This window comes from Lysinibacillus sp. NPDC094177 (assembly GCF_050279145.1).
Classification (GTDB): Bacteria; Bacillota; Bacilli; order Bacillales_A; family Planococcaceae; genus Lysinibacillus.
In genome coordinates this window covers 177,637-201,595 of sequence record NZ_JBNNTW010000006.1, presented here as the reverse complement: position 1 = coordinate 201,595, position 23,959 = coordinate 177,637, and the positions used below count along the sequence as shown (strand labels likewise).

24 protein-coding genes and 1 pseudogene are annotated in these 23,959 nt (G+C 34.8%); 18 read left to right on the top strand and 7 right to left on the bottom strand.

Annotated elements, in window-relative coordinates; translation table 11 throughout:
- Positions 1 to 35 precede the first annotated feature (35 nt).
- Positions 36 to 1,412, bottom strand: a complete 1,377-nt coding sequence (locus ACQKNC_RS12655; RefSeq protein ID WP_427425193.1) for an MFS transporter — start codon at positions 1,410 to 1,412, stop codon at positions 36 to 38.
- Positions 1,413 to 1,930: 518 nt separating this feature from the next.
- Here ACQKNC_RS12655 and ACQKNC_RS12650 point away from each other — a divergent pair.
- The 5 genes from ACQKNC_RS12650 (at position 1,931) to ACQKNC_RS12630 (ending at position 5,547) form a co-directional block, all read left to right on the top strand.
- The gene (locus ACQKNC_RS12650; protein WP_427425192.1) at positions 1,931 to 2,434 is read left to right on the top strand and encodes a GNAT family N-acetyltransferase; all 504 of its coding nucleotides are present in this window, start codon (positions 1,931 to 1,933) and stop codon (positions 2,432 to 2,434) included.
- 66 nt (positions 2,435 to 2,500) lie between these two features.
- Positions 2,501 to 3,451 (top strand): alpha/beta fold hydrolase, encoded by a 951-nt coding sequence (locus tag ACQKNC_RS12645; protein WP_427425191.1) that lies wholly within the window; start codon positions 2,501 to 2,503, stop codon positions 3,449 to 3,451.
- Between the two features lie 242 nt (positions 3,452 to 3,693).
- The gene (locus tag ACQKNC_RS12640) at positions 3,694 to 4,071 is read left to right on the top strand and encodes a GntR family transcriptional regulator (RefSeq protein WP_427425190.1); all 378 of its coding nucleotides are present in this window, start codon (positions 3,694 to 3,696) and stop codon (positions 4,069 to 4,071) included.
- Positions 4,071 to 4,928, top strand: coding sequence for an ABC transporter ATP-binding protein (locus ACQKNC_RS12635; protein WP_427425189.1), 858 nt, complete (start codon positions 4,071 to 4,073; stop codon positions 4,926 to 4,928). Before ACQKNC_RS12640 ends, ACQKNC_RS12635 begins: the two co-directional genes overlap by 1 nt.
- A 4-nt stretch (positions 4,929 to 4,932) precedes the next feature.
- A complete protein-coding gene (locus ACQKNC_RS12630; protein ID WP_427425188.1) occupies positions 4,933 to 5,547 on the top strand; it encodes an ABC-2 transporter permease in 615 nt (204 codons plus the stop codon).
- 23 nt (positions 5,548 to 5,570) lie between these two features.
- On the opposite strand, the gene ACQKNC_RS12625 is transcribed toward ACQKNC_RS12630, so the two are convergent.
- Together ACQKNC_RS12625 and ACQKNC_RS12620 are read right to left on the bottom strand one after the other, a co-directional pair.
- Positions 5,571 to 7,205 carry a hypothetical protein gene (locus ACQKNC_RS12625; RefSeq protein ID WP_427425187.1) on the bottom strand — a complete coding sequence of 545 codons (1,635 nt, stop codon included), beginning with the start codon at positions 7,203 to 7,205 and terminating at the stop codon, positions 5,571 to 5,573.
- 2 nt (positions 7,206 to 7,207) lie between these two features.
- Positions 7,208 to 7,984, bottom strand: a complete 777-nt coding sequence (locus ACQKNC_RS12620; protein WP_427425186.1) for an ABC transporter ATP-binding protein — start codon at positions 7,982 to 7,984, stop codon at positions 7,208 to 7,210.
- A gap of 391 nt (positions 7,985 to 8,375) precedes the next feature.
- On the opposite strand from ACQKNC_RS12620, the gene ACQKNC_RS12615 reads away from it, so the two are divergent.
- Positions 8,376 to 9,074, top strand: a complete 699-nt coding sequence (locus tag ACQKNC_RS12615) for a class I SAM-dependent methyltransferase (RefSeq protein ID WP_427425185.1) — start codon at positions 8,376 to 8,378, stop codon at positions 9,072 to 9,074.
- A gap of 15 nt (positions 9,075 to 9,089) precedes the next feature.
- Positions 9,090 to 9,599 (top strand): GrpB family protein, encoded by a 510-nt coding sequence (locus ACQKNC_RS12610; protein ID WP_427425184.1) that lies wholly within the window; start codon positions 9,090 to 9,092, stop codon positions 9,597 to 9,599.
- 568 nt (positions 9,600 to 10,167) lie between these two features.
- Here the strand turns inward: ACQKNC_RS12610 and ACQKNC_RS12605 are convergent.
- On the bottom strand, positions 10,168 to 10,401 hold the full coding sequence (locus ACQKNC_RS12605) for a hypothetical protein (protein WP_427425183.1): 234 nt from the start codon (positions 10,399 to 10,401) through the stop codon (positions 10,168 to 10,170).
- A 161-nt stretch (positions 10,402 to 10,562) separates the two neighbouring features.
- Here ACQKNC_RS12605 and ACQKNC_RS12600 point away from each other — a divergent pair, with 161 nt between their 5' ends.
- The 3 genes from ACQKNC_RS12600 to ACQKNC_RS12590 all read left to right on the top strand — a co-directional run bounded on the left by ACQKNC_RS12600 (position 10,563) and on the right by ACQKNC_RS12590 (position 13,734).
- The gene (locus ACQKNC_RS12600; protein WP_427425182.1) at positions 10,563 to 11,225 is read left to right on the top strand and encodes a hypothetical protein; all 663 of its coding nucleotides are present in this window, start codon (positions 10,563 to 10,565) and stop codon (positions 11,223 to 11,225) included.
- 147 nt (positions 11,226 to 11,372) lie between these two features.
- Entirely contained in the window at positions 11,373 to 12,821 is a 1,449-nt protein-coding gene (locus ACQKNC_RS12595) for a PLP-dependent aminotransferase family protein (protein WP_427425181.1), read from the top strand.
- Positions 12,822 to 12,825: 4 nt separating this feature from the next.
- Entirely contained in the window at positions 12,826 to 13,734 is a 909-nt protein-coding gene (locus ACQKNC_RS12590) for a D-alanine--D-alanine ligase (RefSeq protein ID WP_427425180.1), read from the top strand.
- Positions 13,735 to 14,191: 457 nt separating this feature from the next.
- Here the strand turns inward: ACQKNC_RS12590 and ACQKNC_RS12585 are convergent, their stop codons facing one another.
- Positions 14,192 to 15,031 (bottom strand): YitT family protein, encoded by an 840-nt coding sequence (locus ACQKNC_RS12585; RefSeq protein ID WP_427425179.1) that lies wholly within the window; start codon positions 15,029 to 15,031, stop codon positions 14,192 to 14,194.
- Positions 15,032 to 15,466: 435 nt separating this feature from the next.
- On the opposite strand from ACQKNC_RS12585, the gene ACQKNC_RS12580 reads away from it, so the two are divergent.
- The 3 genes from ACQKNC_RS12580 (at position 15,467) to ACQKNC_RS12570 (ending at position 16,989) form a co-directional block, all read left to right on the top strand.
- Positions 15,467 to 16,105, top strand: coding sequence for a DUF2975 domain-containing protein (locus ACQKNC_RS12580; RefSeq protein ID WP_427425178.1), 639 nt, complete (start codon positions 15,467 to 15,469; stop codon positions 16,103 to 16,105).
- A 12-nt stretch (positions 16,106 to 16,117) separates the two neighbouring features.
- Positions 16,118 to 16,333, top strand: coding sequence for a helix-turn-helix domain-containing protein (locus ACQKNC_RS12575; RefSeq protein WP_427425177.1), 216 nt, complete (start codon positions 16,118 to 16,120; stop codon positions 16,331 to 16,333).
- A 92-nt stretch (positions 16,334 to 16,425) separates the two neighbouring features.
- A complete protein-coding gene (locus tag ACQKNC_RS12570; RefSeq protein WP_427425176.1) occupies positions 16,426 to 16,989 on the top strand; it encodes a cupin domain-containing protein in 564 nt (187 codons plus the stop codon).
- 66 nt (positions 16,990 to 17,055) lie between these two features.
- On the opposite strand, the gene ACQKNC_RS12565 is transcribed toward ACQKNC_RS12570, so the two are convergent.
- Positions 17,056 to 18,534 (bottom strand): serine hydrolase domain-containing protein, encoded by a 1,479-nt coding sequence (locus ACQKNC_RS12565; RefSeq protein WP_427425225.1) that lies wholly within the window; start codon positions 18,532 to 18,534, stop codon positions 17,056 to 17,058.
- Positions 18,535 to 19,070: 536 nt separating this feature from the next.
- Here ACQKNC_RS12565 and ACQKNC_RS12560 point away from each other — a divergent pair.
- The 4 genes and pseudogenes from ACQKNC_RS12560 (at position 19,071) to ACQKNC_RS12545 (ending at position 21,443) form a co-directional block, all read left to right on the top strand.
- A complete protein-coding gene (locus ACQKNC_RS12560; RefSeq protein WP_134023526.1) occupies positions 19,071 to 19,664 on the top strand; it encodes an NADPH-dependent FMN reductase in 594 nt (197 codons plus the stop codon).
- An 83-nt stretch (positions 19,665 to 19,747) separates the two neighbouring features.
- Positions 19,748 to 20,686, top strand: a complete 939-nt coding sequence (locus ACQKNC_RS12555) for a ring-cleaving dioxygenase (RefSeq protein ID WP_427425175.1) — start codon at positions 19,748 to 19,750, stop codon at positions 20,684 to 20,686.
- A gap of 14 nt (positions 20,687 to 20,700) precedes the next feature.
- A pseudogene (locus ACQKNC_RS12550) lies at positions 20,701 to 20,835 on the top strand (flavin reductase family protein); the annotation flags it as partial.
- A gap of 86 nt (positions 20,836 to 20,921) precedes the next feature.
- Entirely contained in the window at positions 20,922 to 21,443 is a 522-nt protein-coding gene (locus ACQKNC_RS12545; protein ID WP_427425174.1) for a flavin reductase family protein, read from the top strand.
- Between the two features lie 86 nt (positions 21,444 to 21,529).
- Here the strand turns inward: ACQKNC_RS12545 and ACQKNC_RS12540 are convergent, their stop codons facing one another.
- Positions 21,530 to 21,685 carry an IclR family transcriptional regulator domain-containing protein gene (locus ACQKNC_RS12540; RefSeq protein ID WP_427425224.1) on the bottom strand — a complete coding sequence of 52 codons (156 nt, stop codon included), beginning with the start codon at positions 21,683 to 21,685 and terminating at the stop codon, positions 21,530 to 21,532.
- Positions 21,686 to 21,881: 196 nt separating this feature from the next.
- Here ACQKNC_RS12540 and ACQKNC_RS12535 point away from each other — a divergent pair, with 196 nt between their 5' ends.
- The gene (locus tag ACQKNC_RS12535; RefSeq protein ID WP_427425173.1) at positions 21,882 to 23,282 is read left to right on the top strand and encodes an amino acid permease; all 1,401 of its coding nucleotides are present in this window, start codon (positions 21,882 to 21,884) and stop codon (positions 23,280 to 23,282) included.
- Positions 23,283 to 23,959 lie beyond the last annotated feature (677 nt).

Sequence of the window (23,959 nt, the reverse complement as noted above, 5' to 3'; positions counted from 1 at the left end):
TCCCTTCAAGTTCCAACATGACCAAGAAATAAATGTTATCTACCTACTTCAACACTCTTTCCTTCTCTATTTAGGTTAATGGCAACGTCCAGATTTGGATCACTCGCTTCATTCAAACTAAGTGATTTCGTTTCCGGTGCCCATGCAATGGAAACAACAGTTCCAATCAATAAGACAACAGTCAGGGAGATCATCGATGTTGTCATTCCAAAGGTGCTTACACTAATTGGTAAAAGGAATGTTCCAATCGCTGCACCGATACGACTTATCGCTGTGACTAACCCAACGCCTGTTCCCCGAACTTCGGTTGGGAATAATTCTGCGGGATAAACGAGTGTAAGATTGCCAGCTGCAGCCATTACAAAAGTAAAGATTGCAAACACCATTATAGCAAAGCCATTAGATCCTGCTGGAATAAGACTTAGAATAAATAAGGAAACAGTCAGGATAATAAAAGTATAAATGGTAAAACCGCGGCGTGAGAGCTTTTCTGTACACCATACACCAGCAATTACTCCAACAAGAAGAAATAGGTTTAACAGCATATCAACCATAAAGGTTTCTTCAAAGCCCATGGCGTCTAAAATTGTTGGAAGAAAAGTATAAATAGCAAAATAAGGGATTACCTGACATGCATAGAATAGACCGCCAAAAGCAGTTCGCTTCCAAAGATGTTTGTTGAAAAGATCCTTTATCCCATAATTAGTGGCGGTATCTTGCGAAATATTTTCATCCATTACAGCATTAGGGCCAATATACTTTCTCACGATTTCTCTTGCCTCTTCATTTCTCCCCATTTTTACAAGCCATCTTGGAGATTCAGGAGTTCCAATACGCATAACTAACACAATTACAGCAGGAATTACTGCACTAACAAGCATCCAGCGCCAAGAGTCAGGTCCCATCTTCGCAAGATAGAATCCTACAACAGTGGCAAAGACATAACCTACTGTCCATATAACATTTAAGGATGATAATAAAATACCTCTATACTTTCTTGGTGCAAATTCTGCAAGTAAAGTAGAACCTACTGCATAATCCCCTCCAAGGGCAACACCGATTAAGACCCGCAGTACGAAAAGCGTGACTGGATCATTTACAAAAAATTGCAAAGCTGATGCTACTGTGATAATGACAAAATTGGATAAATAGATTTTCTGCCTGCCAATTTTATCAGAAAGTCCGCCAAGAAAAAGGCTTCCAAAGAATAATCCGATTAAGGCTGAGCTTCCAATTAATCCATTCCAAAATGAACCAAGGTGCATTTGCGGACCAAGGAGGCTAAGAGCCATCCCGATGATTCCAAGTGCATATCCATCAGAAAAATTGGAACCAAAGGTAAGTGCTGTGATCCTTATATGAAACTTATTTAGTGGAGCGTCGTCCATCCGATATGTTGTTTGTCCATTCACCAGAAATTCCCCTCTCTGTTTTTTGATTTTTCAGATATTTGAACCCAAAAAAATAAATTAAATGACTCAAAAACCTCCTTTGATAGCCATAATTAAAGCGCTTTCAATTAATTAATAATTCAGTAATTAATTAATCTAGTTTGATAAAGCGATTATATCTATTTTTAAAACATTTGACTCTAGAGGATATTTCGGAACATTAGCATAATATTGCTATTCGACATGCTTATGGTGAAAGCAAACAGTATGTTCCACTTGTATTAGAGTACATGAATTATGGAACATTTTCATGCTGATTCTAACAAACAATTATTTTTGCAAACAGCGGTACTGTGTTTAAGGGGGATTTTCCTCTTTATTCGAGTCGTTATACATATAGAAAGGAATGTGTTTATATTTCTTCAATTCAGGATTCCAATGGATTAAAAACAAACTTTTCTGTATGATATCGTAAAGAGTTTATTTTTCATAAATATGGGTTACATTACATATTTTTGAGAATGAGAGGATGGTTTAGCTTGGGAATATCAATTAATAGCTTACAAGAGCGTGACGCAGAAGAATTGTATCGGTTCGAAAAGAGCAATAGACAATTCTTTGAACAAATGGTACCTAGTCGTGGAGAAGATTATTATAATTTTGAAACGTTTAAAATAAGACACATAGAGCTTTTAGCAGAACAACAGGAAGGAAAATCAAAATTTTACTTAATAAGAGATAACTCAGGCAATATTATTGGAAGAATTAATTTAGTAGATATAGATACAAAGAATGATATAGCAGAAGTTGGTTATAGAGTAGGGCAAGAATACGGTGGCAAAGGGATAGGCGCTAAAGCCTTAAAACTACTATTAGAAACAGAAATTAGTGTAAAAAAGATTAAAGCAAAAACAACAATGAATAATATCGGATCTCAAAGGGTTCTTGAGAAGAATGGTTTTAAACAAGTGTGTATAGATGGTGATGAATTTGAAATGAATGGCCAACAGCTACAGTTTGTCGATTACCTTTTGGAACTCTAAAAGCTATGGTGACTTCTATTGGTTTTGATGGATAGTAAATATCCGAAGAGGGGTGGTTGAAAGACAGTGCTTAAACGAATCATGATACTTTTTGCAATTATTGCAGCGATACTTTTGTTGATCGTTACGACAAGTTACAGTATTCATCAACTACAATTATCAAAGGAAGATAAATTATTTACTCCAACAGGGAAAATGGTAGAAGTGAATGGTCATCAAATGCATGTGTACATAGAAGGAAATGGGAAAGAAACGCTCGTATTTATGTCTGGTGGAGGCACAAGCTCACCTGTTTTGGATTTTAAATCATTATATTCATTGTTAAGCGATAAATATAAAATCGTTGTCGTTGAAAAGGCAGGTTATGGCTTTAGTGACATTACAGATTCTGACCGTGATATTGATACTATTTTACATGAAACAAGAGATTCTCTATTAAAATCAGGTGTTGAAGGGCCATATATTTTATTCCCTCACTCTATGTCTGGTATTGAGGCATTGTATTGGGCTCAAGTCTACCCGAATGAAGTAAAGGCAATTATAGGATTGGATATGGCTGTCCCTGATGCATATAAAAATTATGATATAAATATGCCTCTAGTTCATTTAAGTTCCTTTGCTGCTAATATTGGTTTTACTAGATGGATTCCTGGCCTTTCTGAAAGTGATGCTATAAAATATGGGACTTTGACAGATGAAGAAAAAGAATTGTATAAAGTGATTTTCTATCGTAGAACGGCAACTAAAAATATGATGAACGAAGTTAAGCATATTAAGGAAAATGCTGAAATGGTAGGAGCGGCTGGAATCCCAAATGTTCCAATGCTATTGTTCACTTCAAACGGTCAAGGAACAGGTTGGAATGAGGAAGTGTGGAATGAATTTCAAAAGGAGTTCATCAGTAAGCATAAAGACGGCACATTAATAAAATTAAATTGCTCACACTATATTCATGATATTGAATTTAAGCGAATAGGCGATGAGTCAGAAAAATATATAGAGAGTTTAAATCGTTAATTGGGGTGGAATCTTCGAATAATAATACGTCAATTAAAAAGTTAGCGGAACCTAGTTAGGGTCATAATTGGCAGTATTATCAACTAAATAATTTAAAACAGAAAACATGGGATTGTGATTTATCAATCTCATGTTTTCGTTTTTTTTTTTGAGTTCAATAAGAATTGTACTTGCAAAATAGGGTTATTGTGTATATATTGTATATAAAGTATATATACAATATTTCGCAGAGAGGTATTTGCATGCAAATTATTATTTCAAACAGCTCAAAAGAGCCTATTTATGAGCAAATTTATGCTCAAATCAAAAAACTTATTTTATCAGGTGAATTACAAGAAGGTCAGTCATTGCCATCTATGCGCCAGCTTGCAAAGGATTTAGAGATAAGCGTAATTACAACAAAACGCGCATATGAAGAGCTTGAGAAAAACGGATTTATTTATTCTATTGTTGGAAAAGGCTCGTTCATTTCTGAACAAAATAAGGAAATGATGAGGGAAAGAAAAATAAAGGTAATCGAAGAAAATCTGTTGGTTGCCATTCAAAACGGGAAAGAAATGGACATTAGCTTAGCAGAGCTCAAGGAAATGCTTACTTTATTGTATATGGAGGATGAATGATGGAAAATGTCATTGAATTACAGCATATTCATAAATCTTTTAACGGATTTCAGATAAAGGATTTTTCTATAAACGTTAAAAAAGGCTTCGTAACTGGATTTATCGGGGGAAATGGTGCAGGTAAATCAACAACGATCAAGTTGATTATGAACTTATTACAGCAAGATAGTGGTACTGTTTCACTGTTTGGTATGAATTATAAGGGACATGAGAAAGAGATAAAGGAACGTATTGGTTTTGTCTATGATGAAAATGTCTTTTATGAAAATGTAACTTTAAAGGATATGAAAAGGATTATTAAACCAGCCTATAAAAGCTGGGATGATAACGCTTTTCAGCATTATGTTGAAAAGTTTGAACTACCAATGAATAAAAATATGAAGATCTTTTCGAAGGGAATGAAGATGAAAGCCTCGTTAGCTATTGCTCTAGCTCATCATGCAGAATTAATTATTATGGATGAGCCAACTGCTGGACTCGATCCGATATTTCGTAGAGAGTTACTAAATATTTTACATGAGTTAATGCAGGATGAGGAAAGAACGATTTTCTTTTCGACGCATATTACAACAGATTTAGATCGTATTGCTGATTATATTACCTTTATTCATAATGGAGAACATATTTTCACGAAAGAATTTTATAAGATTGAAGAAGAATATGCCATTGTAAAAGGGACATTGGATTTACTGGATCGTGAAACGGAACAAGAGTTTATTGCAATCCGAAAAATGAATACAGGCTTTGAGGCATTAACAGCTGATAAAAATCGTGTGGCAAAGATATTTGGAGATTCTGTTATTGTGGAAAAACCAACTCTTGAAGATATTATGTACTACACGAAGAAAGGATGGTAACGGTATGGTTAACCTTATACTTAAGGATGTTTTAATACAAAAGAAAGTAATTTTATTTTACATTGCTACTATAATAATCTACTTGCTAGCAGATGTTTCTCCAATTCTTATTGTATTTGTATATAGTTTAACATTTATTAATATGGCTTTTTCTTACGATGATAAAGATAATGCTAATATTCTGCTTAATTCGCTACCGTATACGAGAATGGAAATTGTTACTTCAAAATATGTAGGTGCATTAATATTTACAGCACTATTTTTAATGATTACTTATATAGGTAATTACCTCATAAATGGAACAGGAACGTCGTTTTCGTGGAAAGCTATATTGCTAATTATCGGTCTTGTTATGGTTGCTATCTCATTCATGCTTCCAATCTTTTATAAATTTAAAAGGCAATATTTAGTGATTGCTGCAGGTGCTTTAATTGGTATCTATCTCGTAACGATTAAGTTTTTAGTTCCTAATTTAAATGAGATATTAAGAGAATTGACACAAAAGTTCATGACTTTACAAGAAACGCAAATGTATTTCATAGCTATCCTTTCAATCGTTATATTATATATTGGATCGTGGCTACTATCTATTCGTATATATACGAGAAAAGCTTTTTAAAATAAAACGGCTTGAGCTCAGGCTCAAGCCGTTTTCATATGCTTAAATGCAAATTTCCATAGAACGAAATTCGTAATGACAAGCACGAGTAAGTAAATGACTGCCCCATAAGAAATATGAGTTGTCAGGAAGTAATGCAGTCCAGCCAGAACACCTAAAGGGAGAAGTAATATAAGAGTTTTCCAACTCTGGGCATCGCCAACTTCATTATAGGGCTTTGTGAAAGGGATCTTGCTTCCGATGACGATGTAACAAATGACGGTGTACATACAGCTTGCCACTAAAACACTCAGTAAGTCTGGGATAATTCTCGTACCAAAAATGAAGCAGAAAATGATGCTTAGAACAATATATAACGGACTATACAACTTAATCAAAAATGCTTTTAAGCTACCTTTTTTCAAGTCTGTATAATCTTTGAGTGGAAAGACTTTATAGATCCAAGCGGCTTTATATTTCCCCGAATATCCGAGCATAAGCACAGCTGACGGAATAATTAGCATGCTGAAATAAATATTTAAATAGCTCATGCTAACGGAATAATCAACATCTTCGGACCTTGAAAAAGAATACATAAAAATAAATGGGATAACAAAAGAATAGCCTAAAGACGGATATACTTTCAGTTTAAACTCGCGCTCTTGTTTCATCATAAGAGAGGCGAAGCGATAGAAAGCTCTTTCTTCATTAGTTCTACAAATGATTTTTAATATAAACGCCTTTAGTTTATTGTTCTTTTCTTTTTTCGATTTGCTTGTGCTTAGTAGTTTTTGTAGATTGCGTTCAAAGGTTGGAATCAGCTTTAGATAAAGCCATATCGAAAAAATTGGCATGACGACAGCAAAGATACTACATACCACTGTAAATAAAGAGCTGTCACCATTTAGTAGCAGCTCATAAGGAGCGGCAAACCACATAGGAATTAGAAAAATGCTCCACCAATGAAACGTGACCACCATATCAAAATCGACAAGTTCAAAGGACCTAATAAGAACTTGATAGCCAATCATCAGCATTAATGATAAGCCAATTTGCACATAATTGATGATGTCTTTCAGCTTTTCTCCATCAAAGAATCTTAAAATAGCAATATATAAAATAGCGGTTAAAACAACAATAAAAATATTAATTAAAACTAGTAAGAGCACCGTTAAAATAAAGAATAGAAATCCTTGGTTAAATAAGCTCACCACAAGGGAGATGGCCGTAAATGCAATCGTTAAATACGTCAAGTAGATGAAAATATGCATAAACTTGGCCGCATTGATCGTTCTAACAGAGATTGGCTTGGTAGAGAGGATGCTTCTGTCCCGTACATCCAAAAGTACGGAAGAAAAATCAGAAATCAATGATGTCATGATGATAAAAATGATCATGGCATAAGCAATACTCATCTGGAAAAGATAGTTTTGACCGAATCCAATAAAAGGAATTAACATAAGCCCGAATAAAACATAAATCCATAAAGATTTGATGTAGCCGTATTTTTGTTCTTCCTTATTTTTCTTTGATGATTGGTTAAATAATGTCGGTATTTTACGCTCATCCATTGTTAGTTTAATATGGAGGATCTTTCTCATGATTTCGTAATCGATGCCCATCTTCACAAAAATAAATTGAATCTTATCAAGCAGTTGCAGAGTTTTGAAATCTTTCATCGTTATACCTCTTGTACAATAGAAACAAATTTCTCACCAATTTCCTTATGATCATGGAAGCCTGTCAATTGGTTGAAAATCTTTTCCAGAGTCCCTTCGGTATTGTCTGCCTGAAGCTGGGTAAATGTCCCATCTGCAGCAATTTTCCCACCATTCAGCAGGATGATGCGACTACTGATTTTTTCGACAACATCCATGATATGAGAGGAATAAAATATCGTTTTTCCTTGGGCAGCCAGCTGAGTCAAAATTTCTTTGAAGATCATCACACTATTAGCATCTAATCCATTGATCGGTTCATCTAAAAATAACAAATCGGGATTATGTATAAGGCTAGCGACAATTAGTAGCTTTTGCTTCATCCCTTTTGAGTAAGAAGATATTCTTGAATGATACGCTTCTCCAACACCGAACAATTCCATTAAGGATTTTGATTTATCAGCAGCGACCTCTAATTCAAGGCCATAAAGCTGGCCGATGAAGGTTAAATACTCATAACCCGTTAAATTATCATAAACATCTGCTATCTCAGGTACATAGCCAATTCTTCGTTTATATTCAATGCTGTCTTTTCCGATATTCTCTCCAAACAGTTTAATTTCTCCAGCGTAATCGCCCTCAAGCCCTAGAATAATTTTGACAGTTGTACTTTTACCAGCACCGTTCGGACCGATATATCCAATTATTTCTCCTCTCGAGACGTGTAAGTCGATTCCTTTTAATATTTCCTTGCTACCATAACTCTTCGTCAAATTCGTAATCGTCAAGATTTCTTCCATGTTGCAACTCCTTTCTGTTGTTCCCGCTTGAACGGGCAGTAATTTATCTGTACCGAAAGTGAAGCAAAAGGTACAAGAATCCCCTTCAAAATTTACAAATGCAAAGAAGGTGTAAGAGATTAACTGCCCGTAAAAGCCCAATTGATAAAGAGTAATAATCGGTGGAGGATGAAGAAGACCCCCTCCGAATAAAGTTTCACTTTATCTTATGTTTAGCGTAATTTATTTAGATAAAATATCCATAAATATAATATAACATTTAAAAATGTAGAAATATCCCTTTTGCGAAATGTGATCTATTTATTTACGGTATTTCCTAAATTTACTTTATAATAAAAAGAAGGAATATTTTGGTTTTTTGAATAAGATAGCTGCAAACGGGAGGCGTAAAATGTTGATCAAATCAAATGAACAATTGCTTGGAGTATTAGATAACTTATTACGTGAACCACAGGGATTTTGGGATGGGTTTTATAATCAAACTTTTAAAAAGGTACCTTTTTTTGTTAATAAACCTGATGAAAATCTAGTAAGCTATTTTGAAAAAAAGGTGATTCAGCCAAATAGAGTTTTAGATTTAGGTTGTGGCGCAGGACGAAATGCCATTTATTTAGCACAGCAAGGTTGTTCAGTTGTTGGTGTTGATATATCGGATCATGCATTACAATGGGCGCAAAAAAGGATGGATGAAGCAGAAGTAAATGTAGATTTCATTTGTGCTAATATTTTTGAACTGAATCTACAAGAAGAGAGCTTTGATTTTATTTATGATTCGGGCTGCTTCCACCACATAGCCCCTCATCGTCGTGTGTCGTATATTGAATTGATTCACAAATTATTAAAGCTTGATGGTTACTTCGCTTTATGCTCATTTGAGGAACATGGTGCATATGGTGGTTCTGCCATCTCAGATGAAGAAGTTTATATAAAGCGTACCTTAGAAGGCGGATTAGGATATACAAAAAATAAACTAAAAGAAGTATTTCAATCATTAGAAGAAATTGAAATACGAAAAATGACAGCCATGTCTGATGAAGAGCAATATTTCGGTTTAGAAGGATTTTTAGTAGGTTTATTTAAAAAGAATTAATGGGGAGGTAAGCTTGTGCGGAAAATTAAGGTTCAACTATCCGGATATAATCCACTTTGGGAACAACAATATGCAGTTGAACAAAACGAAATTGGAAAAGCTTTAGGTGGTAGTGTTATTCATATTGAGCATATTGGAAGTACATCGATAAAGGGACTAAAAGCGAAACCGATTATTGATATTCTTGTTGGTGTACAGAGTTTAGATGAAGTGCCGAGCTTCATAGACGCTTTAAGTAAAATTGACTATGAATATGTTCCGAAACTAGAGTTTAAGGATAGAAGATTTTTTAGAAAGGGATTGTGGGGGCAGGGAACAATCCACTTACATATTTGTGAATATAACAGTCATGAATGGACTGAAAAAATACTTTTTCGAGATTATCTAAGATCACATCCCCAAGCTGCAAATGAATATGCGGTATTAAAAAATCAATTAGCGTCTAAATATCGATTCGATCGATCGACATATACAAAGGAAAAAGAGCCGTTTATCCAAATGATTATTCAAAAAGCAAAGATGTAAGGAATACAAGGCATTGAGGCTAGGTACTTTCAAAAATTCTCACAAACGATTTATAATAATTTCATCAAACCTTTTGAAAGCCCCTAATAGAAATTTTAGAAGCAGGAGGAGAAAAACGTCTTCCTGCTTTTTTGATTAGTATTGGTTTACTGCTTAGTAACATCAAGATGTAAATAATTTGTAGGCTCGATTAAATAACCTAAATTTCGTGTAACTGTAGTTTGTTCTTTAGGTTTATTAACTGTATATGCCTTCCAATTACCTGTTATATCATAGTATATACCTTTAATATAAAAATCAATCTGATAGGTACCTGGTTTTGTGATGTTTGTTTCTGATCTTGTGCCTTGAGTCATTGTAACTGTTGATGATTTACTATAGCCGTATTCAAATTTATAATCTATTTCACTAATGAATTTAGCACCACCTTGTAGACGAAGAGAATTACTTATATTATGAGAAGATGATGCAGACTTAGTTATTGTACGCTCCCAAGTATATTTATAATTAGTACCAGAAGGTATTGATACAGATGTATTAAAAAAGTGCTTATGTTTATTTACCCATCCTAAATTTTTAAATGATAGAGTACATATACTATCGTCGAAGATCTAGGTAAATTTATATTTTCTACTTTTTCAGTTTCTTCAACTTCTAAATCTCCCTTCACGATTTCACCATCTATGGTAATTGAATCTGGATTTACTATGTCTTCAGCTTTAGCTATCTCATTATTCATAAATAAAGTTAACCCAAATATAAGTGTAAAAAGCGAAATAAAGCTGGATTTTTTTAGTTTCATTATATATCTTCTCCATTCCTAGTTTAAATAGTTACTTAAAGCGTCCACAAATTGAGCTGTCTCACTCAATGTAAAAACTTCTTGATTTGTTAAGTTATTAGAGATACCAAGTACAGATATTGCATAGCCATTCCCCAAAAAACTGTACAGTGCTACCTCTGATGAAGGATAATTTTCATAGTAGGTTTTTTTTGCTAAATCATAATGATATAGAAAAATTAACCCTTTTAAAAGTTAAAACGGCTGAATATTTACAAATTGAAAATGATTTAGAGATTAAAGAGATTCGACTTATTTGTGAAGCTCTCATACAATTAAATCAGGAAAATTTTAATGAAGCAAAAGAGATTATTAAGCCCATTTGGGACCGTATTTCAAAATATGATCAGTGGTATTTGAGTGATATTCGTTTGATCAACACGGTTTTATTTCTATTTCCGGTAGATATAGCAATAGAATTTACAGAAAATGTCCTAAAAAGGTTAAACAAATATAATAGTTTTAGAGATATAGATTTATTAAAATCTGCGTTTAATATTAATTTGTCACTGTTAGTAATAATGAATGAAGACTATTCTACAGCCCTTTCTATAATTAATGATTCATTAAGGCAGTATAAAAGAAAAATGAATTACTATATACTAGCTCTACATTTTTCAAGAAAAGCTATATGTCATTTTCATCTTGGCTACAAAGACTCAACAATTTTCTTAGAGCAAGCCTTTCAACTCTTAAGGCTATATGAAGACGAAGAATATTTTGAAAGAATTCAATTAGAATTTAATAAATATACAACGGTTCATGATCAAGAATTAAAAGAATAGTTAGCATATAATTAGGTGCAATTCTTCATTTTGAAGCATTGCATTTTTTGTGAGCCAAACCATACCACAAGGAAGGGAAAATCCCTATACTGTGGACCTTTTGAGTGAGATAAAGTTATGCAAAAATAAAGCAAGGGGGTCAAGGAAGTGTTTAATGATTTTAAGCTTATCGATGATCGTCCGGTTTATATTCAATTAAAAGACTATTTAAAAGAAATGATAATGAAGGGACACTTGCTGGAGCATCAGAAGCTTCCATCTACCCGTGAACTTAGTAAATTATTATCGATCAGTAGAAATACGGTACTGAATGCATATGCAGATTTAGAGCAAGAGGGCATGATCTATGCTGTGAAAGGAAAAGGGAATTTTGTAGGGAAAGTTGAAACGTTGAAAGCTTCATCTATCGAATTTAATTGGAAGGAAAGACTTAATAACGTTACTTTGTTAGCTGATGAATTAGATTTAATGAAGCAAGATATTCATTGGGAAAAAGGGATGATTTCCTTCAATAGTGTTGCCCCCGAAGAAAAGCTTTTTGATGTTGAAAATTTTAAAAGAGCCTTTTTGACCCGGATGTCCCTTGAAGGAGATGTCGTGTTGAATTACGGCTACGCAAAAGGCTATAAACCTTTAATCGAATATCTTCTTCATTATATGGAAATGAAGGGTGTAGATATTTCCAATAAAGATATTTTAATTACGAATGGCTTTACCGAGGGATTGGATATTTTATTATCGTCCTTAGCAAAAAAATCTGGACGTGTTATTTGCGAAAATCCTACTCATCATGCGGCATTAAAGCTTTTCCGCCTACATGGATTTGAAATTCACGGAATTGATATGAAAGATGACGGTATCGATATTGAACAAGTTGAGAAAAGCTTATCGGAAAAGGAATTTGATTTTGCCTACTTAATCCCGTCCTATCATAATCCGACAGGCATTGTTACATCCTCTGAAAAAAGAGCTGAAATTATTAAGCTTTTTTCACAATATCAAGTTCCTATTGTGGAGGATGGCTTTAATGAGGAATTACGTTATTCTGGCTCGCATTTAGCACCACTGATGACTTTTATCGGCGAGGGCAACAATGTTATTTATATCAGTAGCTTTTCCAAAATTCTTTTTCCGGGCTTACGTGTTGGATGGATATTAGCTGATAAGGAACTCATTCACTGTTTGGAAAGTATGAAAAGAGCGCGCACGATTCATACATCGACACTAGATCAGGCTGTGCTTTATCAATATTTACAGGATGGTTATTTTGAAAAATACTTAAAAAAGGCCAAGGCAGTATATAAGAAAAAATATGAACTAGCCCGGCAAGCCTGCAATCAATACATTCCTTTTAAAAGAATGACAGGAGATGGTGGACTTCATCTCTTTATTGAGCTAGAAGAGGAAATGAATGCTCGCATACTACTGGAAAAGTGCTATCAAAAGGGAGTTGTTTTTTATCCTGGTGACGTTTTTTACAGTAATGGCGAAGGTAGTAACACATTTCGATTAGGGTTTTCTCGACTAAAAGAAGAGGATATTGTGCGTGGTATTAAGATTATTGGTGATACCTTGAAAAATGAAATGGGGAGTTGAACATATGAAAGTCGGCGTTATTATGGGGGGCGTTTCCTCTGAAAAGCAAGTCTCTATCATGACAGGGGAAGAAATGATCGCTCATTTAGATAAAAGTAAATACGAAGTGGTAGCTATTAAACTAAATGAAAATAACATGTCAGAGCTCTGTGAAAAGGTGAGAGATATTGATATTGCTTTATTAGCATTACATGGCAAGTTTGGAGAGGATGGCACGATTCAAGGTGTACTAGAGACTATGGGTGTTCCATATACAGGAAGTGGTATACTTTCAAGCAGTATTTGTATGGATAAAAATATTTCGAAAAAAATTCTACGTTATGAAGGCATTGAGACACCGGATTGGCTTTATCTTTCGAATAGCGAGGAGCTTCAGTTTGATAAATTAGACAAAATGGGATACCCGTTAGTGGTAAAACCTAATTCGGGTGGCTCCAGTGTAGGGGTAAAAATAGTTTATGATAAAGATGCCTTACTAACATCGGTTGCTGAAGTATTTAAATGGGATTCTGAAATCATTTTTGAGAAATATATAAAGGGCGAGGAAATAACATGCTCCATTTTGGACGGGGACCTATTACCAATCATTTCGATTCGCCATACAGCGCAGTTCTTTGACTATAAAGCGAAATATGAGGATGCCGCTACGATAGAGGAGGTTGTAGAACTTTCACCTGCCATACATGAACGTGTTGCTGAAGCCGCAAAAGCCTGCTATAGCGCATTAAAATGTAGTGTTTATGCCAGAATCGATATGATGATTAAGGACGGAATGCCATATGTTATGGAGGTTAACACATTGCCAGGGATGACAAAAAACAGCTTACTTCCAAAAAGCGCACTCTCAGCAGGAATTACTTATACTCAACTTTTAGATAAGATAATTGAAATTTCCTTCCAGGTTAAGGAATAAAGAGTTGATTACTGAAATTAAAGATGCATTTGTAAAACGTATACCAAGTATATTAGTTGATTGGAGTGGAGACTGGGCGACTCCTTGGGGATTAGCGATAGAGGAACGAAGGCTAAAACCATCACATCCTGTGATAACGCCTTCGTGACCAACATCGTGTTGGCCCGAGACCCTGGAGCGCAAGCGAAGCGGCTCATCAGACGCCCCCAGGAAGCTTTGCTCTGTGCGAAAGCGTAGTGCTAACGTAGCGGCAGCAACAAATGTTTTCTGCGCGAAAGCGAAGCGGCAGCGATAAAAGCGCCCAGTCGGAACGGAAATCAACCACACATTATGGTGTTAATCCAAGTAGATAAGTATGAGTCTAAAAATAGTAGCTCAATGGAAAAAACACCTTTATGTTGATAAGGGATTAACCCCATTTTCAACAAAAGGTGTTTTAAAGTTTAGATGAATCTCATTAAGCCTTAGACAATTCAATAAATCCATGTCCAAAGACATCTCGTACATCATGGATAGCAATAAAGGCATCCGTGTCTATCTCTTTGACGATTTTCTTTAGTTTTACTACTTCCTGTTTACTAATGACGATATACAAAATTTCTTTTTGTTCCTTCGTATAATAACCATGGCCTGATAGGACCGTTACGCCTCGATTCATATAACCATTTACATGACTGGCAATCTCTTCTGGCTTTTTCGAAATAATCGTAACTGCCTTTTTCGGGTTTACACCTTCAATAACAAACTCCATTACCTTTGTTCCAACATAAAGCATAATCACAGTAAGCATTAATGCTTCTGCTCCGATAATAAAATAAGATGAAAAAGCAACAATTAAATCAAAAAACAATAAACCGTAACTAATACTCCAGCCTAAATATTTGTTCGTCATTCTAGCTAAGATTGTTGAACCTGCTGTTGTTCCACCAACTCTTATAATTAAGCCGATACCAACTCCAGCAAACACCCCGCCAAAAATAGCATTCACAATAATTTCATTTGAAGAAATCGACCACGATTCTGTTAAATGTAAAAACAGTGAATGAAGGGATACAGCAATTATCGTATAAATAGTCGTTTGCCTACTTAAAAATCTATAGCCAACTACTAATAAAACTGCATTTAGCAAGAAGCTCACAATACTTGGCGACCATCCAAACAAATAATAGGCGATGATTGTTAAACCTGTTACGCCGCCTTCACCTAAATCATTAGGTATAACAAATAAGTTGACAGCGAGTGCAAAAAGTAGCGCCCCAATCGCAATCATAAAAAAATCCATAATAAACTTCTTCATATATACACCACCAAAATTTTTTCCTAAGTACATACTATATCAAGTTCTAGGCATTTTATATACTTTTTGGAATGTTCATTTATGATAAATCTATAATTGTTAGTATGTCCTTTATCAGGAAAAGGTCGAATGAAAGAAATAGTTCATGAAGCTGCTATTAAACAGTTATGCAGAATCAACTGAAATCACCAAAAAGCTTTAAGGGCTTGGTGATCGCTTGAGGATTACCTCATTCATACTGTTAATCTCCGAGGTACTTTTTATACAGCCATATTTAAAATATCCATTTATAATATATACTATATCCGAACTTAAAGTTGAAGTTAGTTATTGAAAAAGTAATCTTTAAAACGGGGGTGCGTATTAAGATATCCTACAGTAATAGGGGAAGGAATGTATATAAAGAACAAATAATAAGGGGTGTTAGAAGCAGTTATGGATCAATCGCTAGCAATTCGTAATATTAAAATGAGTTTGAGAATATTAAATGTATTATTAATAACTACTATAGTAATCATATCATCATGTATCTTATCACTCTTTGGTTTATTAGTTGTAGCTTTAACAGTCTCTGGTGAGAAGATTAGTAAACTAGTTTTAGATTCTAACATTGATATTTCTTTTAAATTTAATGGAATAACTATTTTTTTAAATAAAGATATAATGAGTAATTTTGTTTATGATAAAAGTGAAACGATCGTATTAATTTTACTCTTGATGATCTTTACTTTGATTATTATGTCAATTCTTATTTTATTATGGAAGTTTGTTAAATCCGTAATTGTTGGGGATGTATTTACTATTAGCAATAGTAAAAGAATAGAGTTAGTAGCATATAGTTTATTAATTTTAAGTTTTTTAAGTAATACGGTTCAAGCATACTTAGTTTCAACTGTATTACATATGTTTTTAAACAATAATGAATTAGGCAATATTGAATGGATTCAATCCGTTTCTTTTAGATTTTTTGATATAAATTGGAGCATACTACTTTGTAGTTTTATAGTTTGGACAATTGGTAGGATATTTAGATATGGCTCTTTTTTACAAGAAGAGTATGATGCAACAGCATAGGAAGTGAAGATATTGACGATTATAGTAAGATTGGATCGTGTATTAGCTGATAGAAAAATGCAATTAAGTGAGCTTGCAGAAGCAGTAGATATTTCGATTGTCAATTTATCTAATTTAAAAACGGGAAAGGTAAAGGCAATACGTTTTTCCACGTTAAACGCAATTTGCAAAGTCTTGGAATGTCAACCGGGGGATATTTTAGAGTATGCTGAAGATACCTTTGAGTAAAAAATTATCTTGTTTTTTCTAAAATGTGTGTAAGTACATTTCTTGAACAAGTTGCATAGGATAACCTTATAATGTGTGAGGGGATTGAGAAAATGTACTACATGCCTTATTACGGAAACATGCCTATGTATAACTATGGAGATCAGCTAGTTTATTGGCCATCTCCTTATCAGACGGGGTACGCGAACAGAGCTGAACCTTCTCATTTTTCTAATGGTGGAAGAATTGAATTAAAAGATTATGGAGACCGGCCGCTTGTCATCAATCTTGAAAATGCGACTAAGCAAAATGATACGTATCGTACTGCTCTGTGGACGGGAAAGAACTTACAAGTTACGTTAATGAGTATTAATGTCGGTGATAATATCGGTTTAGAAGTACACCCAAATGTTGATCAATTTTTATATATTGAACAGGGTGAGGGATATGCTCAAATGGGCCCAAGTAAAAACAATTTAAACTATGAAAGAAGGGTCTATGAGAATTATGCCGTAGTAGTGCCTGCTGGAACATGGCATAACGTCACGAATACAGGGAATGTGCCACTAAAGCTTTATTCGATATACGCTCCTCCTAACCATCCATTTGGTACGGTACATGTTACTAAAGCAGATGCTATAGCTTCGGAAGCGGGATATGGTCAGAGCAATCAATAATAGATTTTAAAAGGTTGAAGCATTAAGCTCATTAATACAATCATAACTAAAAAAGACAACTCCTACTTAGAGAAGTTGTCTTTTTTGTCGTCGTTTAAATGAAATATATAAAGATAATAAGCCATTCAATGTTAAAAGAGTAACCATTATTATAGTCAAAAATGCAATATCGGGAGCAAAAAATCTAATAGTGTGCCAAGGTGTTCCTGTAAAATGACTTATTAATGGAATTGAAATAATTGCCAAAATTAAAAGTATAAAACCAAATATACCCGACACACCTCTTTTTTTAAATTTTTTAGTTTTTACCTTTTTTAGAAGGTAAATTAACATCACAAAAAGTAAACATAAAATAGTAATCATTATTATTTGGAAAGTAGGTGTATATTTAGGTGCGTTAACAGGCTCTTTTCCATTTAAAATGTCGATAATCCCTTGTTTCAAGTATAGAAGTGACTTTTCCTCTAATATATGACTTTTGTTAGTAAGAATCACACCGCCCCAATCGGTTTCTGGTATATAAAATACTTCTGAGCGTGCGTCAGGATTAGAACCAGAATGCCATATCATTTCTTCTTTAGATTCTGGATAGGAGATTCGTACACCAAGGCCGTAATATCGATATTTACTAGTTTGAACAAAAGGCGATATATAAAGGTTCATCGCATTTTTACTTAAAAAAGTATTATGCTCATGTTGACTAAGAAGTTTAATGTACTGAACCATATCGGATGCACTTGCCGTTATGTATCCATATGGTGTGCCTCCGTTATCATATGTGACTGCGCTTTTTACAGGGTGACCAAGCCATGATTGATAGCCAGATAAGTATCCTTTTTCATATGCCTTGCTACTATTAGCGGCTGCATTTTTCATCCCTAATGGAGAAAAAACTTGTTCCTCCATATATTCAGAAAATGGTTGTTTGGTCACCTCTTCGATGAGAGCTCCAAGAATAGAAAAGTTAGCATTGCTATACTGATGCTTTTCTCCAGGAGCAGCAGTCAGCTTAACATTCGATAAACTTTCTACATTTTCCTTTATAGCGTTCAAATCATTAGATTCCTTGTCCGATATAGATAGGCCAGAATAAGTGCTTATCCCACTTGTTTGCGTGAGTAAATGTTTAATCGTTATTTGGGAAGCGGCTTGTTTATCTTTCAGGGTAAACCATGGCATATACTTTTGAACTGGATCATCTAATTGAATAATGCCTGCATCAACCAATCTCATTATGGCCAAGCCTGTTAGTGATTTACTAATAGAGCCGGTTACAAATGGAGTTTCAGCAGTTACCTTTTCTTCGGATTCTCCCGTTACGCCCCACGATTTGGAATAAAAGATAGCATTTTTATGAACAATAGCAATAGATGCCCCTGGAATTCGCTGCTCTTTCAAATAGTTTTCAACGTAATTATCTATTGTGCTCTTAATGTCTTGTCCTGCGGATGATGCGGAGATTTGTGAGACTGGTAGAAATAGATAGTATGGAATTAATAATAAACATACTAATATAGTTTTATAATATATGGGGGTTTTTTTCATTGTTGTTTTCACCTATTTCTTCCGAAAGTTTTTCCTTCATAATCATGACCTTTAATCATCAAGTGAAATTAACAAAAATATACACTTCTTTATAGTATATGATATTTGTTGTGTATACTATTCGAAAGAACGTTGTCTTCAAAAGCAGCATACGGATATTTTACATAGGATGACTTCCCTTTTTACACCACTTAACAAAAAACTTTCAAAATGATGAGGAGCTGTTGATTTTTCACGGAGAGTGGCGACTCCTGCGGGATTAGCTTGAGCTGACATCCGCCGGAGGCTTTAGGCCAACTCGGAGTGAAAATCAACCCTTGTTTATTGATACGCATTATTTTATTTATCCTTTTGTTAAAGTTGAAGCGGAGATGTTGCTACCATAACATCTCTGCTTTTTTAAAATATTAAACAAACATGTTGACGTAAATTAAACCATCGTGTTATTATTATCTCGAATTCAAGATAACTAAATTCAAGATAAATGAATTCGAACCTTTTAGTCCATGTTTTTACATCATAAGGAGGTAATCATATTGGGTTTTTTAAATAAATTATTTGCTTCAAAAAAAGAGGAGGAAAAAACAATGGCAGAATTAAATATCGGGATTATTATAGGATCAACACGTGAAGGTCGTGTAAGTCCACAAGTAGCACAATGGGTAAAAGAAATCGCAGATCAACGTGGAGATGCAAACTATACAATTATTGATATCGCAGATTACAAATTACCTTTACTAGGTGAACCAGGGCAAGACGCTTCAGGCGCTCAAGGTTGGTCAGAAATTGTTGCAAAACAAGATGGATTTGTATTTATCGTACAAGAGTACAATCACTCTATTACAGGTGCTCTAAAAAATGCACTAGATTATTTACGTGTAGAATGGAATAACAAAGCTGCAGGTATCGTATCGTATGGTTCTGTAGGTGGTGCACGTGCAGCTGAACATTTACGTGGTATTATGGGTGAGCTTTTAATTGCAGATGTACGTGTACATCCAGCATTGTCACTATTCACAGACTTTGAAAATGGTACTGATTTTAAACCAAAAGAAGTACAAGCTGATTCAGTTAACCAAATGTTAGATCAATTAATTCCTTGGTCAAAAGCTTTATATACAATTCGTTAATAATCATGTTCAAAGATTGATGTAGAACGGTATTGGGCAAAGTATAGGTGAAAAATACATTTATCATGAAAGGGACTGTTAACATGAAAAAACATACTGCGGGTATTCACCATATCACAGCCATTGTAGGGCATCCACAAGAAAATATTGATTTTTATGCTGGTGTATTAGGCTTACGTTTAGTTAAACAAACGGTAAACTTCGATGACCCAGGCACATATCATCTTTACTTCGGTAACAAAGGTGGTAAACCAGGGACTATTATTACATTCTTCCCATGGGCAAATGCTTATCAAGGTCGCATTGGTGATGGTCAAGTTGGTGTAACTACTTATGTTGTACCGGAGGGAGCGCTATCTTTTTGGGTTAATCGCCTTGCAAAATTCTCTATTCCATTCCAAAAAGTAGAACGCTTTGGTGAACAAGTAGTACAATTTGATGATCCACATGGACTTCATATTGAATTAGTTGCACGTGTAGAAGGGGAACTGAATGAATGGACATTTGGTGAAGTAACTCCTGAGGTTGCGATTAAAGGATTTGGCGGTGCAACACTGTATTCAAGTCATCCTGAAGAAACAGCTAAAGTCTTAACTGAAGTCATGGGGCTTGAAAAAGTAGCGACGGAAGGCGAGTATACTCGTTACAAATCCAGCGCAGATATCGGCAATACAGTAGATTTAAAAGTAGTTCCTGGTATGCGCGGTCAAATGGGAGTCGGAACGGTTCATCATATTGCTTGGAGAGCCCAGGATAATGCGGATCACCTAGAATGGCAAGAGTATGTAATGAATCATGGACAACATGTAACCGAAGTGAAAGATCGTAATTATTTTAATGCGATTTATTTCCGTGAACCTGGTGAGATTTTATTTGAAATTGCAACAGACCCACCTGGATTCGCTCATGATGAAACACCTGAGACAATGGGTATCCAATTAATGTTACCATCTCAATACGAACAGCATCGTGAACAATTAGAAAGAACATTAATTCCAATCGAAGTACGTGAGCTTGATTAAGGAGGATGAGTCGTTTGATTTCAATTGATCCTACGAAAAATACTGAGCGTGAAAACTATAAATTATTAATTGGCAGTATTATTCCGAGACCAATTGCCTTTGTTACGACGAAGTCAGAGCAAGGAGTCATCAATGGCGCACCTTTTAGTTTCTAACTTATTTCAGCAGATGTTTAAACATCCGCTGAAATAAGTTAAAGCCTCCGGCGGATGTCACAGAATCGGGAAGGAGTGCTTTGTGCAAGCACAAAGCCGATTCTGGACGCAATTATGCCGAGGCAAAATTGATTATCATTGTATCATCAAATCCACCGATGATTTCTCTAGCGGTTCAAAGACCACAGGGGCGCTTAAAAGATACCGCTCGACATATTCATCATCAGCAACAATTTGTTGTGCATATTGTAGATGAGGATCATGTTAAGCAGGTGAATGAAACGGCAGCTTCATTACCTGTAACTGAAAGCGAAATTGATAGAGCTCAATTTACATTAACCGATAGTCAGCGTATATCTGTACCAGGTATAAAAGAAGCAAAGGTTCGAATGGAATGTCGTTTAGTACAGACGATCCCTTTGATGAATGGTGATGAACAGACAGGTGATTTGTTCATTGGTGAGGTTGTACAATTTCATATAGATGAGACTATTTATAATGAAGGTCATATTGACCCAATGAAATTAAAAGCGGTTAGCAGACTAGCTGGCTCAAATTACGCAAAAATTGGAGATATATTTGCGCTAGAACGTCCTCAATAAAAAAATGCGAAAATGTTGATGTAACAACATTTTCGCATTTTTATTTTATTCTAAAATTCTTTCTATATTCACTAAATCTTCTTTAGTTAAAAGGATACGGTCGCTTTCACATTGGTAGCCACTTGATTTTTACAACATTTACCTTCATGCGTTTCTTCATTATCAACAGCATAACCTTGTGCTTTAATGACCTGTAAATGAGGAATCAATAGACTATAATCATAGAAGGTTTTTTTGTGAATGTATTAAGTTCCATACTATTTAATTGCAAAAGTTTTACATAAAAGAATGCATCAATTAACTCGTTTTAGTAAAAGATAAATTGTTATATTAATCTAATTGTTGACTCAATTTGAGAAAATAGATAATATACTGATTATTAATAAAGGTGTATAAAAATGAAATTTATTCTCTTTTATTGGAAATGGAGTGGTTATTATGGCGAATTTTTTACGAACGAAGTCAATCGAGCAAGCCAATAAAATAACTGAAGTCGAACGTTTTAAACTAAAGCGTGAACTAGGAGCGTTGCAATTATTGCTATATGTACTAGGAGCTACAATAGGAGCTGGAATTTTTGTACTGCCAGGAACTACAGCTGCTCTACATGCAGGTCCTGGTGTCGTTGTTTCTTTCTTAATCGGGGGACTTGTTACAATTGCAGTTGGACTAGCCTATGTCGAATTCGCAGCGATGGCGCCCGTCGCAGGGAGTGCTTACACCTATTCTTATATTGCGCTAGGTGAAATTATTGCTTGGATAATTGGTTGGGACTTATTATTGGAATTCATCGTTATTTCTAGTACAGTTGCAGTTGGTTGGAGTGGCTACGTCGATTCATTTTTACAATCTGTCGGAATACATTTGCCAGGAGTTTTAACAAAAGATATTGCCCATGGTGGGATTGTAAATCTACCTGCTGTGGCTGGTTGGCTTATTGTAGCTTGGATTGCACTGAGCGGAATTAAAAATGTGGGTCGATCAAATATGTTATTTACAGCTGCAAAGGTTGGCGCGATTATCTTATTCCTTGCTATTGGGGCTTTTCACGTTAACCCTATAAACTGGACACCATTTACACCGTTTGGCTGGTCAGGTGTAATGGCGGGAGCGGCATTAGTGTTCTTTGCCTTTACTGGATTTGATGGTGTAACAACTGTTCTGGAAGAAGTAAAAAATCCACAAAAAACAATACCAAAAGCTTTAATTGGTGGTCTAAGTGTATTAACGCTTATTTATGCACTTGTTGCCCTAGTATTAACAGGTATTGTACCATCCCCTGAGTTGGATGTTCCAAATCCTACTGTATATGCACTACAATCTGTTGGTATTCAATGGGGAGGTGCTATCATCGCAGTATCAGTTATTTTTGGATTGCTTGCTACGATGATTGCAAATACAACAAGTGCGACACGCGTGCTGTTTGCAATGAGCCGTGATGGACTTCTACCAGAACGTATTGCACAAACTAATAAAAAAACAGGAGTACCTGTATTATCAACTTTAATCGTGGTTGGAACAGGTATTCTCTTATCAGGATTTTTATCAATCGGTGAATTAGCGGAATTTGCTAACATCGGCGGTTTAACTGCTTTTGCTTTAACAACAGTTAGTGTTGTTGTTCTTCGCTATACACGACCAGATCAACCACGTGTATTCAAAGTACCTGCGTTATGGCTTGTAGCAACTGTAGGTATTGGGGGATGTATTGTATTAATTTTTAGTCTGCCGCTATTTACTATAGTGCGCTTTTTGATTTGGTTGGCGATAGGCTTAGTTATTTATATAGGCTATGGATATAAACATGCTAAAATAAGCTCTAAAGATGAAAATCTATAAATGAGATAAACATCTCTTTAGCTCTAATGAACTGCCCCGTAAAGGTTAGACACAAAATCTAACTTTTGTGGGGTGTTTTTATGAGTAAATTTTATACAAATCTGGGCGCACATTCTTGTGAATCTCAACATATTATAAGATTAAATTACCTTACATGCTCAGGAATAAATCTAGCACATGGAAGGTGATCGCCAAAAAAGACTATCTTCGTTAAATCTTGAAGTTTCAAATACACTTTCAAGATTCTTCAGGATTTTTTTTAATGCTAACCTCATTTGAGCTAATGGCTCTTCAGGTATATTCCCGTCTTTCGCCATTCCTATTTGTCCAGATAATTTAACCATCTCTATAGTCCTATCACTTTCATTTGATGCACATATAGAGCAACTGGTTTTGAATGTCCTTCAGGATTTTTGGAACTTTGAGATATTCCGTCTTTTCTATTATTTTAAGTTTAAAATTTTAATAAGAAAATCATACTAAAATTAAGTTTTACTACTAAAATTTGTAATTGATAAAAAAGTATTGTTTGAATAAAAGCATATGGAACGGATGGAGGCTCGGAGCTCTTGGAAATCGTCTTCAGGAATGGAATGTGATGTTTTAGTAATGATTTAATTATTATTTCATTATAAAAGAACTTACATTGGATATGATGGTGTTCAAAAGGTTATAAT

Bases quoted from the DNA above. Each gene is read 5' to 3' on its own strand.
- ACQKNC_RS12620 (WP_427425186.1), bottom strand. From the start codon at position 7,984: ATGGAAGAAATCTTGACGATTACGAATTTGACGAAGAGTTATGGTAGC.
- ACQKNC_RS12565 (WP_427425225.1), bottom strand. From the start codon at position 18,534: ATGAAAAAAACCCCCATATATTATAAAACTATATTAGTATGTTTATTA.
- ACQKNC_RS12605 (WP_427425183.1), bottom strand. From the start codon at position 10,401: ATGAAACTAAAAAAATCCAGCTTTATTTCGCTTTTTACACTTATATTT.
- ACQKNC_RS12570 (WP_427425176.1), top strand. From the start codon at position 16,426: ATGTACTACATGCCTTATTACGGAAACATGCCTATGTATAACTATGGA.
- ACQKNC_RS12555 (WP_427425175.1), top strand. From the start codon at position 19,748: ATGAAAAAACATACTGCGGGTATTCACCATATCACAGCCATTGTAGGG.
- ACQKNC_RS12580 (WP_427425178.1), top strand. From the start codon at position 15,467: ATGGATCAATCGCTAGCAATTCGTAATATTAAAATGAGTTTGAGAATA.
- ACQKNC_RS12615 (WP_427425185.1), top strand. From the start codon at position 8,376: ATGTTGATCAAATCAAATGAACAATTGCTTGGAGTATTAGATAACTTA.
- ACQKNC_RS12600 (WP_427425182.1), top strand. From the start codon at position 10,563: ATGAAGGATAATTTTCATAGTAGGTTTTTTTTGCTAAATCATAATGAT.
- ACQKNC_RS12625 (WP_427425187.1), bottom strand. From the start codon at position 7,205: ATGAAAGATTTCAAAACTCTGCAACTGCTTGATAAGATTCAATTTATT.
- ACQKNC_RS12585 (WP_427425179.1), bottom strand. From the start codon at position 15,031: ATGAAGAAGTTTATTATGGATTTTTTTATGATTGCGATTGGGGCGCTA.
- ACQKNC_RS12635 (WP_427425189.1), top strand. From the start codon at position 4,071: ATGGAAAATGTCATTGAATTACAGCATATTCATAAATCTTTTAACGGA.
- ACQKNC_RS12590 (WP_427425180.1), top strand. From the start codon at position 12,826: ATGAAAGTCGGCGTTATTATGGGGGGCGTTTCCTCTGAAAAGCAAGTC.
- ACQKNC_RS12640 (WP_427425190.1), top strand. From the start codon at position 3,694: ATGCAAATTATTATTTCAAACAGCTCAAAAGAGCCTATTTATGAGCAA.
- ACQKNC_RS12535 (WP_427425173.1), top strand. From the start codon at position 21,882: ATGGCGAATTTTTTACGAACGAAGTCAATCGAGCAAGCCAATAAAATA.
- ACQKNC_RS12630 (WP_427425188.1), top strand. From the start codon at position 4,933: ATGGTTAACCTTATACTTAAGGATGTTTTAATACAAAAGAAAGTAATT.